The following is a 16,241-nucleotide window of genomic DNA, read 5'->3' on the forward strand; positions in this document are numbered from 1 at the left end:
TGAGCGAACATCACGCCATTCGCTCCGAAAGGCGGATCACCTCTGCCGGTTGCCTCAAACCTGTGGCGACGACTGAAACTCTCAGCCGCCCTTCAAGCGCGTCATTGAATGTCGCGCCGACCACGATATTGGCGTCGTCATCGACTTCCTCGCGAACACGTGTTGCCGCTTCATCGACATCAAAAAGGGTCATGTCCGGTCCGCCGGAGATCGAGACGAGAAGGCCTTTCGCTCCCCTGACGGACGCTTCATCGAACAGCGGATTGGCAATCGCTGCCTCGGCGGCATGTCGGGCGCGGGCGTCTCCCGTTGCCTCGCCCGTGCCCATGACAGCACGGCCCATGTCACGCATGACTGATCTTACATCGGCGAAGTCGAGATTGATCAATCCTTCCTTGACGATCAGATCGATGACAGAACTGACCCCGGCATGCAGCACATGATCTGCCATTTCGAATGCATCCGCGAAGGTCGTCTTCGCATCGGCAATCCGGAACAGGTTCTGATTGGGGATGACGATCACCGTGTCTGCGCATTCACTAAGACGCTCGATTCCCTGCCGCGCTGTTCGCATTCGCTGGGTACCTTCGAATGTGAAGGGCATGGTGACGGCGCCGACGGTCAGTATGCCTGCCTTGCGCGCAGCATGGGCGATAACGGGTGCGGCACCTGTTCCCGTTCCGCCCCCCATGCCCGCCGTCACGAAACACATATGGGTTCCGTGGAGGTGATCCATGATTTCGTCAATCGACTCTTCGGCGGCCGCCTGTCCAATATCGGCCAATGATCCGGCGCCAAGTCCCTCCGTGACGGTCGGGCCAAGCTGGATAAGCCGTGGCGCTTTTGACATGGACAAAGCCTGTGCATCGGTGTTCGCAACGATAAACTCCGCGCCCTTGAGATCGTGCACGATCATGTTGTTGACAGCATTGCCGCCGCCACCGCCGACGCCGATGACGGCAATCCTTGGCTTGAGGAGCGTTATGCCGGGCGGTGAAACGTCAGTCGGTGGTTGCATGGTGGGAGCGTCCTGGTGGAGACTTTGTTCAAAGGGGATCACCCGCGGGGGTTAATCAGCTAATGGCGTACGATTGCCTCTCCTCGGCCAGCGTCGAAACACTGCGCTGGCATTGACGCCACCGAAGCCGAAGCCATTGGATATCGCATATTCAACATCGAGGGGTCGGGCATCGTTTGCGACAAAGTCGATGCCATTGGCTTCAAGGTCCGGTGAACTGAGATTCAAGGTCGGGGGCGCGATCTGGTGCTGGAGCGCCAGGATCGTAAAAATAGCCTCAAGGCCGCCGGCTGCCCCCAGCAGGTGCCCCGTCGCCGACTTCGTGCCGCTGACAGCGATCGACTTCCTTTGGCCGAACAGGCTCTTGATTGCTCTGAGCTCTCCGAGATCTCCAACCGGGGTCGAAGTCGCATGCGCGTTCAGATGGCCGATGTCGTGCGGCGCGATACCAGCCTGCGCGATGGCGATTTGCATTGCCCTGCGGGCGCCGCTTCCATCTTCCGGGCCGGCGGTAATATGATGGGCGTCGGCGGTCGTTCCATATCCAACGAGTTCTGCTATCGGCGTCGCACCACGAGCAAGGGCGTGGCTCAACGCTTCAATGACGAGGATGCCTGCGCCTTCGCCCATAACGAAGCCGTCGCGCGCGGTGTCGAAGGGACGTGACGCTTTGGCCGGGGTTTCGTTAAAGCCTGTCGATAGTGATCTTGCTGCTGCGAAACCACCAAGGCTGACAATGTTCATACAGGCCTCGGTGCCACCGCAAACCGCAATGTCGGCTTCATGGGATCTGATCAGCCGTGCTGCATCGCCAATCGCCTGAACGCCGGCGGCACATGCCGTCACCGGGGCTCCCAGCGGGCCTCTAAAGCCATGCCGGATAGAGACTTGTCCGGCGGCGAGATTCACAAGAAAGGATGGAATGGTGAATGGCGAGAGGCGGCGGACACCGCGTTGGTCTACGGTACGCACCGCCTCCGTTATCGCGGGAAAGCCACCGATGCCCGATGCGATGATTGTCGCCGTTCTCAGTTTTTCTTCTTCGGAAGCTGGCTTCCAGTTCGCCTGCGCGAGAGCCTCTTCCGCCGCTGCCAGCGCAAAGATGATGAAACGGTCGACCTTGCGTTGATCCTTCGAGGACAGGGTCCTGTCAGGATCAAATCCTCCTTCAGGATCGTCTGCCAGAGAAGGGACCACGCCTCCGATTTTTGACGGCAAATCCCCGACGATGTCATCACCCAGCCGACGGATCCCGCTTTTGCCAGCAAGGAGCCGGGACCAGGAGATATCGACATTCGCACCAAGGGGGCTGACGGCTCCCATTCCCGTGACAACGACACGACGCATTTGCATTCCACCTGTCTATGATCAAAAATTTGGCATGCCTTCGGCGTCCGACCGAATGACCGGTCGTGAACTTGGGACATGCGGTTTGCGCTATACTCGCCTGATACGCGTGCGGATTCGGCTGAGCCGTGACAGTTATCGGCGACGAATATCCAAAAACTGTCTGTTAGTCGCTGCGATCGCGGCCAGCAATGCGCCGGACCTCGCTCGCTGCCGCGTTGAGTACGCTCGTCGACAGCAGTTCATCCTCGATGATCCGCGACAGCGTCACCGCACCGACCATCATGGACAATATTGCCATGGCCTTTCCGCTTCGAGCTCTATCGTCACCCTCTCCGATGAGTTCTTCGAGCACCTCGAAATGTGCCCGGATACCATCTTCAAACGGGCGCCGAACTTCGGCTGTTTGACGCGCCGCGTCGGAGCCGAGAGCAACAAGCGGGCATCCTTCTGCCTTCTCGCCGCTATGGTCTTTGGAGAGGTAGAAGCTGATGATCGACTCCAGGGGATCTGACGTGTCTGCTGCGGCATCAGACCACCTTCTCGTGGCGCTCTCGAGAGCACGCCGTGATGCGAGCGCCGCAAGATCGTCTTTCGATGCGAACTGTTTGTAGAATCCACCCTGGGTGAGGCCTGCACCCTTCATCAGGTCTTTCAGGCCGATCCCGTCGAAACCATGCTCTCGAAACAACCGGCTGGCGACGTTTATCACCCTCTCGCGGTTTTCCTCTGCCTGTACGCGGCTCACTCTCATGTGGACCTCCAATTAGATTTCATTTGACATCTATATGTCTTTTAGAGTTAGAGTGCAATCTAATATTTTTGAACAGGCCGTCAAGAAGGGACGATGAAATGAAACGGAAACTTGTTGTCACTGCAGCAGCAGTGCTGGCGCTGGCCGCAGGCGGAGCCGCAGCACTGCTGCTTCCGGCGCAGGCACCAGAGGCAAAGGCTGCCGATCCCCGGACCTTGGCGCCACTGGTCAACCTCGCGACGGCCAGGCTCCCTGGCAATTCGAGCAGCAGCTTTACCGGAACCGTTGGTGCCCGGGTCCAGAGCAATCTCGGCTTTCGCGTTCCCGGAAAGATCGTTGAACGTTTCGTCGACGTCGGGGAGCAGGTGAGCGCTGGCCAGCCATTGATGAGGCTTGACGAGACCGATCTTCGCCTTGCTTTGACGGCCAAGCGAAACGCTGTCATCGCAGCACAGGCGACGTTTGTTCAAGCGAAAGCCGATGAGAAACGCTTTGCCGTGCTGGTGAAGACTTCTGCTGCCTCGACGCAGCAATATGAACGATCAAAGGCCCTGCTGGATACGGCGACGGCACAGTTGGCCGCCGCTCAGGCTGAGGCGAATGTTGCCGAAAACGAGGCCCAATATACGGTTCTTGTTGCCGATGCAGATGGAACCATTGTCGAGACGCTCGGTGAACCGGGCCAGGTGGTAACCGCCGGGCAGCCGGTTGTCCGGCTCGCGAAGTCAGGTCCGCGCGAAGCCATTGTCTGGCTTCCCGAAACCATGCGCCCTGAAATCGGGGTTCAGGCTTCCGCATCGGTGTACGGCAGAAACAATGTGGAGAAGGCCAAGCTGCGCCAGATCTCCGATTCTGCCGATCAGCAGACCCGCACTTATGAAACGCGCTGGGTGCTTGAAGGGGGGGCTGCAAATGCGCCTCTGGGAGCGACCGTCACCATCGAAATCGAGAACAGGGATGTGCAGAATCATGCCGAACTGCCGATAGGCGCTCTGTTGGATGACGGGACGCGAACGGGCGTCTGGGTGATCGATCAGCAATCTTCCGTCGTGAAGTTTCGTGATGTGAACGTGGAGCGGGTGAGCGAAGAGAATGTGGTCGTCACTAATGTCAAGCCGGGAGAGGAGGTCGTTGCGCTTGGCGCACATCTTCTGAAGGATGGAGCGCAAGTTCGCACCAGCGTTGGTACAAAAGAGGCGGCAAACTGATGAACCTCAATCTGTCCGCCCTTGCGGTTCGCGAACGCGCCGTGACGCTGTTCTTCATCGTCCTTCTGTCGCTTGCCGGCGTCTATGCCTTCGTCAAGCTGGGACGCGCTGAAGACCCCTCCTTTACCATCAAGACGTTGACGGTCACGACTGTCTGGCCGGGCGCAACCGCGCGCGAGATGCAGGATCTCGTTGCCGAGCCGCTGGAGAAGCGCATTCAGGAATTGGCCTGGTACGACCGGGTCGAGACAACGACGCGCCCCGGCTTTGCCTATCTTACCGTCACGCTCAAGGACAATACGCCGCCAAGCGCCGTCGCCGAAGAATTTTATCAGGCGCGCAAGAAGCTCGGCGATGAAGCCAGAAACCTGCCGCAGGGTGTTCTGGGACCGTTCGTGAACGACGAATATTCCGACGTCAGCTTCGGCCTTTACGCTCTAAAAGCGCAGGGCATGCCGATGCGCGATCTCGTCCGGGAAGCCGAAAAGATCAGGCAGGACATGCTTCATGTTCCCGGCGTCAAGAAAATCAATATTCTCGGCGAACAGCCGGAGCAGATTTTCGTAGAGTTCTCCTATGAGAAGCTCGCCACGCTCGGCATATCTTCTCAGGACATTGCCGCAGCCCTTCAACGGCGCAATACCGTTACGCCCGCTGGCTCAATAGATACGCAGGGTCCGCAGGTGTTCATTCGTCTCGATGGTGCCTATGACAGTGTTCAGTCTATTGCTGATACGCCCATCGTCGCTTCCGGCCGCGCCTTGAAGCTTTCCGACATTGCTGAGGTACGCCGGGGTTATCAGGAGCCGGCAAGCTATGTCATCCGTCATGACGGCGAGCCGGCCATTATGCTCGGTGTTGTCATGCAACAGGGCTGGAATGGTCTGGAACTTGGCAAGGCTCTCGAGGAGCGCTCCAGCCGGATCGCAGAGTCGTTACCCCTTGGCATAACGCTGACGAAGGTCAGCGATCAGGCTGTCAACATTGATGCGGCGGTGGGTGAATTCATGGTGAAGTTCGCCATGGCCCTCGGCGTGGTGCTCTTCGTCAGCCTCATTGCGCTCGGCTGGCGGGTGGGCATCGTCGTGGCTCTGGCCGTTCCGCTGACGCTGGCTGTCGTCTTCATCATCATGCTCGAGACGGGGCGCTTCTTCGACCGCATCACGCTCGGTGCATTGATCCTGGCACTTGGCCTGCTTGTCGATGACGCCATCATCGCCATCGAGGTGATGGTCGTGAAAATGGAAGAGGGCATGGACCGCATCAAGGCGGCTGCCTATGCCTGGAGCCACACTGCCGCACCGATGCTGTCGGGCACGCTTGTGACCATTATCGGCCTGATGCCGGTCGGTTTTGCCGCCTCTGCAGCCGGTGAATATGCGGGCAATATCTTCTGGATCGTCGGTTTCGCGCTGATCGTTTCCTGGTTCGTGGCGGTGATCTTTACGCCCTATCTCGGCGTAAAGCTGTTGCCCGATATCAAGCCGGTAGCAGGTGGCCATCATGCGATTTACGATACGCCGAACTACAGACGCCTGCGCGGCGCGATCGAATTCACTGTCAAGCACAAGTTCCTGACCTGCGCCATTGTCGGCGTCGTCATGGCTCTCTCGGTCGTCGGGATGGGTGCGGTGAAACAGCAGTTCTTCCCCACATCGGACCGCCCTGAGGTTCTCGTTGAAGTCCGCATGCCAGAAGGCACGAGCATCGAAACGACGACCGCCACGGTCAAAAAGCTCGAGGCCTGGTTGAAGCAGCAGCCCGAAGCGAAGATCGCGACCAGTTACATCGGCCAGGGTGCGCCCCGCTTCTTCTTCGCCATGGCGCCCGAACTGCCCGATCCTGCCTTCGCGAAGATCGTTGTGCTGACATCCGACGCCCATGAGCGTGAGGTGCTGAAACTTCGTCTGCGGGAAGCCGTTGCGCAAGGGCTGGCGCCCGAGGCATTCGTGCGCGTCACGCAACTCGTCTTTGGCCCCTACACGCCATTTCCCGTCGAGTTTCGGATCAAAGGACCGGACGCGGAAGAGCTGTACAAAATCTCCGAGCAGGCACTTGCTCTCATGAGCTCTGTACCTGACGTCAGAAATGCCAACCGCGATTGGGGTAACCGCACACCCGTCGTCCGTTTCGTTCCTGATCAGGATCGCCTGAACCTCATCGGCATGTCGTCCGCCGAGGCTGCCCAGCAGATACAGCTCCTGCTGAGTGGTGTTCCCGTCACGCAAGTTCGTGAGAACATCCGAAACGTTCCTGTCGTGGCGAGAAGTGCCGGTGAAATCCGCCTCGATCCTGCAAGGCTAGCCGACTTCTCGCTCGTGACAAGAGACGGCCGTGCGATCCCGCTCGATCAGATCGGCCACACGGAGGTGCGCTTCGAAGAGCCGATCCTCAAGCGTCGTGACAGAACGCCTGTGGTGACGGTCCGATCCGACATTAACGAGGCGACCCAACCGCCGGAGGTTTCGCAACAGGTGATGACCGCTCTTCAGCCGCTCATTGCATCTATGCCTGCTGGCTACACTATCGAGATGGGTGGCAATATCGAGGAATCACTCAAGGCGAATACGGCTCTGGTGAAGGTGTTCCCACTGATGATCGCAGCGACCCTGATCGTCATCATCTTTCAGGTACGCAGTCTGTCGACGATGACGATGGTGATGCTGACAGCACCGCTCGGTCTTGCAGGCGTCGTGCCGACCCTGATCCTGTTCAACCAGCCTTTCGGGTTTAACGCGATCCTGGGTCTTATCGGCCTGGCGGGCATCCTCATGCGCAACACGTTGATCCTCACCGAGCAGATCAAGGAGAATAAGGCCGCGGGTCTGGACGACTATCATGCCGTGATTGAGGCTACGGTGCAGCGAACGAGGCCCGTCATCCTGACAGCGCTTGCCGCGGTCCTCGCCTTCATTCCCCTGACGCATTCGGTTTTCTGGGGTTCGATGGCCTACACGCTTATCGGCGGAACGGCGGTGGGCACGCTCATCATCCTGCTCTTCCTGCCGGCACTCTATGCTGCATGGTTCCGCATCAAGCCGCCCAAGGCAGAAGTGCATCCGACGGTAAACGCGAACACGCAAAAGGCTCACGATGCGCTTGCCGCGGAATAGTCACCCGCTCCGCAGCAGATGATGCTGCGGAGAGTCCATTTCGCTCGGCAGGACGGGGCTGTGATTTGCTTGGTTAGAGCACCCCTTAAGAAGCCATGATTTCATTCCGCTTGAACCCTGCCCATAAGGAGACTTGACATGAACCCTATCGTCTCAATTTTTAAAAATCCTCCGGATGGGGGCCGAGGATACCACCGCGATATGCGTGTAAGATGGGCTCTCGAGGAAGTCGGACAGCCTTACACTCTACGGTACCTGACTTTTTCCGAGATGCGCCGACCCGAATATCTGGAAATGCAGCCGTTCGGCCAGATGCCGATCTACCAGGAGGGCGATCTCGTTCTTTTTGAATCCGGCGCGATCGTGCTCCACATTGCACAGCGTTTCGCTGGGCTCCTTCCGGATGAAGCGAATGCGCGCTCGCGCTCCATCATGTGGATGTTTGCAGCGGTCAACACGATCGAGCCCTGTATCGCGTCTGGCAGCGTCGGATATCTCAGTCAACGGCTCCAGCAACTGAGCGATGCTCTCGGAAAGAATGAGTGGCTTGAGGGCGCGCAGTTTGGCGTCGGGGATCTTATGATGGTGAGCGTGCTGCGGCCGCTCAAACACTCTGATATCCTGCTGGAAAGCCCAGGCTTGCAGGATTACGTCCAAAGAGGTGAGGAACGTTACGCTTTTCAGCGCGCGCTAGGTAATCCTCCGGCGGCTAAGCGGACGGCGTAACCTCAAGGCGTTTCGATCCGCCATACCCTTAGGCGAGTATTGCCGCTTCAGCTCGGTCGTTCCCGTGTTTGGAAGACCTTTGCCGAGCACGCGTGGTCGCTTGGGAACGCAGGTGAAGTTGTTATCGAAACAACGGCAGCGTTCCAATCTTGACCTTGTTCCACAGCAGATCCGGACGGATCGCGCAAAAAGTTGGTGCGATGTCCGTGCAATATCCATGAAACAGAAGGAAAGCACATGCAGAATACTGGACACACATTTGGAACTAACGGGCCTTCCTCAGGGAAAACGGCATTGATTACCGGCGCATCAAGTGGCTTGGGGCTCGAATTTGCCGAATTGCTGGCGGCGCAGGGAGTGCACCTAGTCCTCGCAGCCCGTCGACAGGAGCCGATGGAGAAACTCGCCGCTAACCTCCGCCAGAAATACGGTGTCGATATACACGTTGAACCGATTGACCTTGCTGTGCCCGGCGCGGCTGCCGATTTGAAAGGGAAGCTGGATCAGAAAGTATTGACCATCGATGTTCTTGTGAACAACGCCGGATACGGTTTGCAGGGCGAGTTCCTCGAAACGCCAATTGAGCGCACGACTGACATGATTCAGCTCAACATCACGGCGCTTACTGAATTGAGCTATGTGTTCGGACGAGACATGGCGGTCAGAGGTACAGGAGAAATCCTGCTCATCGCCAGTCTCTTATCTTTCCAGGCTGTTCCGACCTATGCGGCTTATGCTGCAACCAAGGCATATGTTTTGTCCTTCGGAGAAGCTCTCCACGATGAACTGCGTCCACGGGGTGTCGTCGTCACAAGCCTCTGCCCGGGCCATACGGAAACAGGCTTCGATGCGGCCGCCGGCGCTTACATTTCTCCCATGTTGCGCCGGATGACGATGAAACCACGCCCTGTGGCCGAAGCTGGGCTTAAAGCACTTTCGAAAGGAAAAGCGAGTGTCATTGCGGGATTCATGAACAACATGGTAGCGTTTTCAAATCGCTTTACTTCACGATCAATGCAGCGTGCTTCTATGAAGAAGGTCATGGCGCCGTGATGCCTGTTCAGCGTCAGTAAGGCTTGCTCTCGTGCTCTGCGCGAGGATGGCTCGGAGCCTAGGAATCCTTGCCTTAAAAGGGCTATCGACGCACTTGCATGACGAGAGATTGCGATGACTAAGGCCAATATTGCAGAAAGACGGCTCAGGTTTTGGGGGGCTCGATTATGCGGATCAATGAGTTTGCCGGCAGTCACACCACCCCCTCAAGCGTAAGTCAACAATCAACGCGTCGCTGATTCATATCCTTTCAAGGCCGGTAAATTACAAGTCTCCATGCAGTCAGGCCCCCGCAACCGATATTTACAAATGATATCAAATAGCTCCGGGGCCCCCCGGAGCTATTTTTTTGCCCAAAATCCTCTAGCACAACTCTACCACAAAACCGGCCCCTGATTTGACGCGTCCTTGTCGGCGTGATTCCCTGTTCCCATATCGAAGTGGCGTGCTGCCGGTTTCATGGACATCGAGTTAAGGTGGTCCGGGAACATGGGGTCACTGTTGCGCAGGCTGCTCGTGATCTTGATGTCCCCGAGGATGTGCGCAAATGGATTCGGGAAGGCGGCGACGATCCCAGCCACTCGTTTCCGGGAAAAGGCTAGATGAAGCCTGAGCAGCTTGAGATCGAACGGTTACGTCGTGAAGTCGCCAAGCTGAAAGCGGAACGCGATATCCTAAAAAAGGCCGCAGCTTACTTTGCCAGGGACGCGATATGAAGTTCGCATTCATTGCAAAGCACCGTTCGATCTGGCCCCTATCGTCGCTGCTTTGCAACGACTGCGGGCTAGAGGGTGGCATGGCTCTGCGAAGCGCTGGGAGTTTCTCGTTCAGGTTTCCATGCCTGGCTCAATTGTTCTTCGAGCGAACACACCCGTTATGATGAGGTCCTGCTGGACAAGATCACGCAGAGCTTCAAATCCAGCGATCGCACATACGGTGCTCGCCGCGTGTGGCACGACGTGTTGGAAGCAGGATTGTGGTATGGTCTCCATCGTATCGAGCGACTGATGCGCTCAGGGCTAGGCCACGACGGCGTGGTTTGCCAAAGGATGCCGGTGATCGTGCAGTCATCATGCCGAACGTCCTCGACCGCCAGTTCATGGCAAACCGTCCGAACCAGAAATGGGTGGCCGACTTCACTTACATCTGGACCGCAGAAGGCTGGCTGTATGTCGCAGTCGTCATTGACCTGTTCTCACGCCGTGTCGTCGGGTGGTCGATGAATGCCAACATGACGGTCTCCTCGTCAAAGATGCGCTGATCATGGCGACATGGCGTCGAGGAAAACCGGACGCGCTCCTGCATCATCCCGATCAGGGAAGCCAATATAGGAGCGAGTGGTTCCAGCGCCTCATGGGCGACCATGGCATCACCTGCTCGATGAGCCGCTCTGGGAATGTCTGGGACAACGCAGCAATGGAGAGCTTCTTCTCATCAGTAAAAACGGAGAGAATGGCACGCAAGGTATATCGCACGAGGAATGACGCCAGAGCGGACGTGTTCGACAAACTTGGATCGAACCTCTAAGCCTCCACGGAACCAAAAAGATTATGGTATTTCAGATCATTAGATGGAAAGAATTTGTAGCCTTTGGTTCGCATCCGTTCAAGAGCTTAAAAGGCTGGCAGCCACGCGGTGCCAGAAAGGGATTGCGCGACTAAAATGAAAGCGTTATATGTAGATACGTTTCTACATGGAGGCGACTATGGCTACGACTAGCTTGACCAGCCGCGAACTGAATCACGATGTTGGCAGAGCGAAAAAAGCTGCTGAGGCAGGGCCTGTCGTCATCACCGATCGAGGCAGACCTTCGCATGTGTTGATGACGTACCGTGAGTTTGAGCGTCTGACAGGTAAGCGTCACAATCTTGTCGACGCGCTTTCAATGCCAGGATTGTCGAATATCGATTTCGATCCGTCTCGGTCGGCCATTGCAACTCGCGAAGTTGATCTCTCTTGAAATACTTGCTCGACACAAACGTTGTCTCCGAGCTGCGTAAAGTGGGTGACGGTAAGGCTGATCTGAACGTGACGACTTGGTTAGGTGCCAAGGATTCTCGTGATCTGTATATTTCTGCCATAACAATTTTAGAGCTTGAGCGCGGGATACTCAGCATCCAGCGACGCGACATCGAGCAGGGCTCTCGCTTACGAGCCTGGATGGATAGCCGAGTTCGCCCGGAGTTCGCTGAGCGCATCCTCTCTATCAATGAAGCAATTGCGACGCGATGTGCTCACTTGCATATTCCGGATCGCCGCAATGAAGCAGATGCACTCATTGCTGCGACAGCGATCGTGCATGGACTAGTGGTTGTCACACGCAACATTCATGATTTCCAAGGTACAGGCGTTGTTCTCGTAGACCCATGGCGTGCCTAAAGACCGGCATGCGGGGTGCCTTGAAATTGTTTCTGCGAGCTCGGCAGGAACCTCATTGAGTTTTCGAAATGCAGAGGTCGGCCGTTCAGATTATATCAAGGCGAAATGGCTTCGAGAAACAAGCTCGATACCTCAAAAGATATGTATTTTAACCTGTTGCTGGAGATGAAGGTCATAACGTAATATGCCCAAGGGTAGCGATGTTGCGTACTTCCGGCAGCAAAGGATTGCGGTTGTGGGGACTCCAAATGGCGTGAAGCTCTGCAACACATTCTTCTCGCAAATCCAAGGATCGAAAGATCACATCATCGAAGCAGGCGTTTTGGGTGCCGGCCGGAACTAGCGCCAGGCCGATGCCGGCGCTGACCAGTGAGAGGATGGCCTGAGAATGGGTCATGCTTTGAACGACGCGGGGGGCAATACCGTTCTGCTCCATCAGTCTGGTCAGCTTGTCGTGCAGATAGCGTGCAGGCGGGGAAAACATGATGAAGGGCTCACCATTGAGCGCATCCAGCGCAGGTCGGCGTTTTGCGGCAAGCGGATGCGCGCGAGGGATGGCGAGCATCATGGGTTCGCGCGCAACGCACAGGCTTTCCAGATGATGATTGCCGGTAAGCGGGCGGGAAAGTCCGAGATCGATATCGCCGGCATTGATCGCTTGAAGCTGCTCGGCCGTTTCCATCTGCACCAGTTCGAGTTCGACCTGAGGTACGGCAGTACGCGCCCGACTGATGAACCTCGGCAGGAAACTATAGGTGCTGGCGCCGACAAAGGCGATTTTCACTGCCCCCGCACTCCCGCGTGCTGCCCTTCTTGTCGCGGTTACCGCTGCATCCCCCTGTTCAAGCAGTTTCCGGGCCTCCGCCAGAAACGCTACCCCTGCCGGCGTCAGGACGACGCTGCGGCTGGTTCTCTCGAAGAGTGTGACGTCGAGTTCCTGCTCCAGCAGCTTGATCTGCCGGCTGAGTGGAGGCTGGGTCATATTCAAACGCCGGGCCGCGCGGCTGAAATTCAGCTCGGCGGCGATGGCGACAAATGAACGGACCTGTCCCAAATCAAGCATCTATTCAATCCTGGTATCAATATCCAACAGAAAACAACTTGGACTTAAATTGATTGCCGCGATATCAGTCAAGACGAGGGCCGCTCGGCGGGTGAAAATCAGAGAGGCGAAGATGGATACGCAGCCAGCAAAAACCGGCCACCGGCAACAGGCCCTCGGCGCAGACAGCATTGCCTGGATAAAGCTTTCCTCGATCTTCCTGCCGCTGAAGGCGCCGATAAGCGATGCAAAGGTTTTGACCGGCAGGCAGAGGCCTTTGACCGAAGTCGCTTTTCTCTTTGCGGAAATAGAGACGAAGCACGGCCATAGCGGCATTGGGTTCAGCTATTCCAAGCGTGCCGGTGGTCCGGGTCAATATGAACACGCCAAGGAGATCGCGAGCGTCCTTATCGGCGAAGACCCGAACGACATTGGCAAGCTGTGGAACAAGCTTTGCTGGGCCGGAGCGTCGGTCGGTCGCAGCGGGCTTGCCGTCCAGGCGATAGCAGCCTTCGATGTGGCCTTGTGGGACCTCAAGGCGAAACGTGCAGGCCTGCCGCTTGCCAAGTTGCTCGGCGCCCACCGCGATTCCGTGCAATGCTATAACACATCAGGTGGCTTCCTGTCGTCGCCGATTGAGGAAGTTCTCGATAATGTCGAGCGCTCGATTGCTGCGGGCATAGGTGGGATCAAGATCAAGGTCGGTCAGCCCGATATGGCTGTCGATCTCAAACGCGTCGCGGCGGTGCATGAGCGCCTCGGCGGCAGGGTGGCGATGATGGTTGATGCGAACCAGCAGTGGGATCGCCCCACCGCTATGCGTTTCGGCCGTCTCATGGAGCCCTATAATCTGACATGGATCGAAGAGCCGCTCGATGCCTATGATGTCGAAGGCCATGCGGCGCTCGCCGCAACGCTCGATACACCGATCGCAACCGGCGAAATGCTGGCGAGCGTTCTGGAGCATATCTCGTTGATTGAGAATAAATCCGTCGATTTCATCCAGCCCGATGCGCCGCGCGTTGGGGGCATCACGCAATTCCTGAAAATCTGCGCGCTGGCAGAGTCCAGGAAGCTGCAGCTTGCGCCCCATTTCGCCATGGAAATCCACCTCCATCTGGCGGCCGCCTACGAGCTTGAGCCTTGGGTGGAGCATTTCGACTGGCTCGATCCGCTTTTCAACGAGCGGCTGGAGATCAGGGATGGCCGCATGCTGGTGCCAAGCCGGCCAGGTCTTGGCATTACGCTTTCGGAACAGGCCGATCACTGGACGCGGGCCACGGCGGAATTTGGCAAGCGGCCGTAAGCGCGCTGCGTCAGGCGGTGCCGCGGGCAACGATGTGGAAATCGATATTGATCATGGCCTCCACATTCCCGTCGCCTTCTATCTTTCTGAGAATGGAGCGCGCTGCCTTGGTGCCGATGTCACGGCGATCGATACGGATCGTTGTCAATGGCGGGTGTGTGTAGGGAGCAAAGTCAAAATCGCCGAAACCGATAACGGCGAGCTGATCGGGTATGCTGCAGCCGCGTGCATTTGCTTCCGCTAGGGCGCCGTGGGCGACGACGTCCGATGAACAGAATACGCCGAGCGTGCCCTGCCCACTGTCCAGAAGCTGCGCCATCGCCAATCTTCCGTCCCGAAAGGTAGAGGGTGAATTCATTTCCAGCGCTGGTAACTCGACATCCGCGACCCCTCTGAGGCGACCGACGAAACCGTCGCGGCGCTGAACGGCGCGGGGATCGTTGGCACCGATCTGGGCATAGCGGTCGTAGCCCTTGACCAGCAGATGCTCGGCCGCCAGAGCGCCAACCGCCGCATGCGAGAAGCCGACCGCAGTGTCGAGCGGTGAGGGGGTGGAATCCCATATCTCGACAATCGGCAGGCCCGCGCCTGTCAACATGGCGCGTGTCCCTTTAAGATGCGTGATGCCGGTGAGGACGATGCCATCGGGACGGCGTGCCAAAATCGCGCGTGTCAGTTCCAGCTCGCGGGCATTGTCATAACCGGAAAGGCCAAGCAGCAGTTGATAGCCGGCGGCGACGAGTTCAGCGTTAAGCCCCTCGATAGTCTCGGCAAAGATCGTGCTGGAAACGGTTGGGACGATCGCAGCGATCAGCCGGGTGCGCCGGGAAGCAAGGCCGCCAGCCAACAGATTAGGCACATAACCCGTTTTTGCGATCACCCGCTCAATCACCTCCAGCGTGCGGGGCTTGACCAGAGCGGGAGTATTGATCGCCCGGGAAACCGTGACCGGCGAAACGCCCGCGAGCTTTGCAATGTCGGCGAGCGTGACCGGCCCGCCTGGTGCGATATAACTGCTTTTCTCGTGGTCGGCCATTTTTCATTCCCCTCAAAATGATTTACGCTTTCATTTTGAGCTTAATCAAGATGTTCGTCTAAAGTATTGTGGTGATTCAAGTTAATATGTTGAAACTTAATGATTAAAAAAACACCGTCTGCGGTTGCGGAAGAGATTTTTGGGGCTAAAATGAAAGCGCTTCCATTTCTTCGGGAGGAGGGTTTCGAAGGGTGGTGAGCAGTGCTGGCGGGAAGCCAGAAAAGTGGAGGAATTACTATGAACCTCAAGCGTTTCATGACGTTTGCGGCTGTCACAGCCGCAATATCCGCAATCGGTCTCCAGTCCAGTTTTGCCGAAGACTATCCGTCCAAGACGGTGACCGTCATTGTTCCTTTTGCCGCAGGCGGCAATACGGATACATTCGGCCGCCTTGTGGCTGAAGAATTGGACAAGAGGCTGGGACAACGTTTCATCGTTGAAAACAAGCCCGGTGCCGGCGGCAATATCGGCCTTGGCGACCTCGCGCGGTCAAAGCCTGATGGCTATACGATCGGTATGGGAACGGTCAGTTCCAACGCGATCAACCAGACGCTCTACAAGACCCTGCCTTATGACAAGGAAAAGGGATTTGCGCCGATTTCGCTGATTGCAAGCCTGCCGAACGTGCTGGTTGTCAATCCCGATAAGATAAAGGCGAATTCCGTCAAGGAGTTGATCGCCTTCCTGAAGGCGGAGCCGGGCAAGCACACTTACGCCTCTTCCGGCGTCGGGACGTCCATCCATCTTGCGGGCGAGCTTCTGGCCACCAAGGCCGATCTCAAGATCACGCATGTGCCTTACAAAGGCAGCAGCCAGGCCATTCTCGACGTTGTTGGTGGCCATGTGGACATGATGTTCGATAATATTCCGACCGCTGCCCAGCAGGTGAAGGCCGGCAAGGTCAAGGCGCTCGCCGTCACCAGCCTGGAAAAAGCCAGCTTGCTGCCCGACGTGCCGACCATGGCAAGCGTCATTCCCGGTTTCGAGGCGACCTCCTGGCATGGCCTGTTTGCGCCTCCCGGCACCCCGCCGGAAATCGTCGAAAAGCTCAGCAAGGAAGTCCAGGAGATCATCGCGGATCCGGCGATAAAAGCGAAACTCGAAGCAATGGGTGTGACGCCGGTCGGCAATACGTCGGTCGAATTCCAGGCGTTCATCGACAAGGAAACGACGAAGTGGGCCGAGGTCATCAAGGCCGCGAACGTCCCGCCGCAGTGATGCAGGCTGCCGGCCGGTATGATTTCCTTCGATGTCATTCC

General features: G+C 57.3%; 13 protein-coding genes and 1 pseudogene. 9 read left to right on the top strand and 5 right to left on the bottom strand.

The genetic code is table 11. From position 1 onward, the window contains the following. Nucleotides 1–10: 10 nt before the first annotated feature. The 3 genes from ftsZ to QSV77_RS25540 form a co-directional block, all read right to left on the bottom strand. On the bottom strand, nt 11–1,018 hold the full coding sequence (gene ftsZ, locus QSV77_RS25530) for a cell division protein FtsZ (RefSeq protein ID WP_302735568.1): 1,008 nt from the start codon (nt 1,016–1,018) through the stop codon (nt 11–13). Between the two features lie 51 nt (nt 1,019–1,069). Continuing rightward, on the bottom strand, nt 1,070–2,365 hold the full coding sequence (gene fabF / locus QSV77_RS25535) for a beta-ketoacyl-ACP synthase II (RefSeq protein WP_302735569.1): 1,296 nt from the start codon (nt 2,363–2,365) through the stop codon (nt 1,070–1,072). Nucleotides 2,366–2,531: 166 nt separating this feature from the next. After that, nucleotides 2,532–3,119 (bottom strand): TetR/AcrR family transcriptional regulator, encoded by a 588-nt coding sequence (locus tag QSV77_RS25540; protein ID WP_302735570.1) that lies wholly within the window; start codon nt 3,117–3,119, stop codon nt 2,532–2,534. A 98-nt stretch (nt 3,120–3,217) separates the two neighbouring features. Between QSV77_RS25540 and QSV77_RS25545 the strand changes: the two genes are divergently transcribed. From QSV77_RS25545 to QSV77_RS25575, 7 genes and pseudogenes are all read left to right on the top strand, one after another. Next, nucleotides 3,218–4,327 (top strand): efflux RND transporter periplasmic adaptor subunit, encoded by a 1,110-nt coding sequence (locus tag QSV77_RS25545; RefSeq protein ID WP_078053742.1) that lies wholly within the window; start codon nt 3,218–3,220, stop codon nt 4,325–4,327. Continuing rightward, on the top strand, nt 4,327–7,440 hold the full coding sequence (locus QSV77_RS25550) for an efflux RND transporter permease subunit (RefSeq protein ID WP_078053741.1): 3,114 nt from the start codon (nt 4,327–4,329) through the stop codon (nt 7,438–7,440). Before QSV77_RS25545 ends, QSV77_RS25550 begins: the two co-directional genes overlap by 1 nt. Nucleotides 7,441–7,578: 138 nt before the next feature. Next, on the top strand, nt 7,579–8,166 hold the full coding sequence (locus QSV77_RS25555; protein ID WP_078053740.1) for a glutathione S-transferase family protein: 588 nt from the start codon (nt 7,579–7,581) through the stop codon (nt 8,164–8,166). A gap of 237 nt (nt 8,167–8,403) precedes the next feature. Then, nucleotides 8,404–9,219, top strand: a complete 816-nt coding sequence (locus tag QSV77_RS25560; protein WP_078053739.1) for an SDR family oxidoreductase — start codon at nt 8,404–8,406, stop codon at nt 9,217–9,219. 434 nt (nt 9,220–9,653) lie between these two features. Then, a pseudogene (locus QSV77_RS25565) lies at nt 9,654–10,746 on the top strand (IS3 family transposase). Between the two features lie 178 nt (nt 10,747–10,924). Further along, a complete protein-coding gene (locus tag QSV77_RS25570) occupies nt 10,925–11,179 on the top strand; it encodes a type II toxin-antitoxin system Phd/YefM family antitoxin (RefSeq protein WP_302735571.1) in 255 nt (84 codons plus the stop codon). Continuing rightward, nucleotides 11,176–11,598: a type II toxin-antitoxin system VapC family toxin gene (locus QSV77_RS25575; RefSeq protein ID WP_125147016.1), complete on the top strand. Its 423-nt coding sequence runs from the start codon at nt 11,176–11,178 to the stop codon at nt 11,596–11,598. Before QSV77_RS25570 ends, QSV77_RS25575 begins: the two co-directional genes overlap by 4 nt. Nucleotides 11,599–11,770: 172 nt before the next feature. On the opposite strand, the gene QSV77_RS25580 is transcribed toward QSV77_RS25575, so the two are convergent. After that, complete coding sequence (locus tag QSV77_RS25580) at nt 11,771–12,661, bottom strand: LysR family transcriptional regulator (RefSeq protein ID WP_078053806.1); 891 nt, start codon at nt 12,659–12,661, stop codon at nt 11,771–11,773. 112 nt (nt 12,662–12,773) lie between these two features. Here QSV77_RS25580 and QSV77_RS25585 point away from each other — a divergent pair, with 112 nt between their 5' ends. After that, the gene (locus QSV77_RS25585) at nt 12,774–13,946 is read left to right on the top strand and encodes a mandelate racemase/muconate lactonizing enzyme family protein (RefSeq protein WP_078053805.1); all 1,173 of its coding nucleotides are present in this window, start codon (nt 12,774–12,776) and stop codon (nt 13,944–13,946) included. 10 nt (nt 13,947–13,956) lie between these two features. On the opposite strand, the gene QSV77_RS25590 is transcribed toward QSV77_RS25585, so the two are convergent. Next, nucleotides 13,957–14,982, bottom strand: a complete 1,026-nt coding sequence (locus QSV77_RS25590) for a LacI family DNA-binding transcriptional regulator (protein ID WP_080821247.1) — start codon at nt 14,980–14,982, stop codon at nt 13,957–13,959. A gap of 237 nt (nt 14,983–15,219) precedes the next feature. Here QSV77_RS25590 and QSV77_RS25595 point away from each other — a divergent pair, with 237 nt between their 5' ends. Further along, nucleotides 15,220–16,200 carry a tripartite tricarboxylate transporter substrate binding protein gene (locus QSV77_RS25595; protein WP_080821248.1) on the top strand — a complete coding sequence of 327 codons (981 nt, stop codon included), beginning with the start codon at nt 15,220–15,222 and terminating at the stop codon, nt 16,198–16,200. The last annotated feature ends 41 nt before the right edge of the window (nt 16,201–16,241 follow it).

It is taken from the genome of Agrobacterium sp. V1 (assembly GCF_030518355.1).
Lineage (GTDB): Bacteria > Pseudomonadota > Alphaproteobacteria > Rhizobiales > Rhizobiaceae > Agrobacterium > Agrobacterium cucumeris.

Bases quoted from the DNA above. Each gene is read 5' to 3' on its own strand.
- QSV77_RS25540 (WP_302735570.1), bottom strand. From the start codon at position 3,119: ATGAGAGTGAGCCGCGTACAGGCAGAGGAAAACCGCGAGAGGGTGATA.
- QSV77_RS25550 (WP_078053741.1), top strand. From the start codon at position 4,327: ATGAACCTCAATCTGTCCGCCCTTGCGGTTCGCGAACGCGCCGTGACG.
- QSV77_RS25595 (WP_080821248.1), top strand. From the start codon at position 15,220: ATGAACCTCAAGCGTTTCATGACGTTTGCGGCTGTCACAGCCGCAATA.
- QSV77_RS25555 (WP_078053740.1), top strand. From the start codon at position 7,579: ATGAACCCTATCGTCTCAATTTTTAAAAATCCTCCGGATGGGGGCCGA.
- QSV77_RS25580 (WP_078053806.1), bottom strand. From the start codon at position 12,661: ATGCTTGATTTGGGACAGGTCCGTTCATTTGTCGCCATCGCCGCCGAG.
- QSV77_RS25560 (WP_078053739.1), top strand. From the start codon at position 8,404: ATGCAGAATACTGGACACACATTTGGAACTAACGGGCCTTCCTCAGGG.
- QSV77_RS25545 (WP_078053742.1), top strand. From the start codon at position 3,218: ATGAAACGGAAACTTGTTGTCACTGCAGCAGCAGTGCTGGCGCTGGCC.
- QSV77_RS25585 (WP_078053805.1), top strand. From the start codon at position 12,774: ATGGATACGCAGCCAGCAAAAACCGGCCACCGGCAACAGGCCCTCGGC.
- QSV77_RS25590 (WP_080821247.1), bottom strand. From the start codon at position 14,982: ATGGCCGACCACGAGAAAAGCAGTTATATCGCACCAGGCGGGCCGGTC.
- QSV77_RS25570 (WP_302735571.1), top strand. From the start codon at position 10,925: ATGGCTACGACTAGCTTGACCAGCCGCGAACTGAATCACGATGTTGGC.
- ftsZ (WP_302735568.1), bottom strand. From the start codon at position 1,018: ATGCAACCACCGACTGACGTTTCACCGCCCGGCATAACGCTCCTCAAG.
- fabF (WP_302735569.1), bottom strand. From the start codon at position 2,365: ATGCGTCGTGTCGTTGTCACGGGAATGGGAGCCGTCAGCCCCCTTGGT.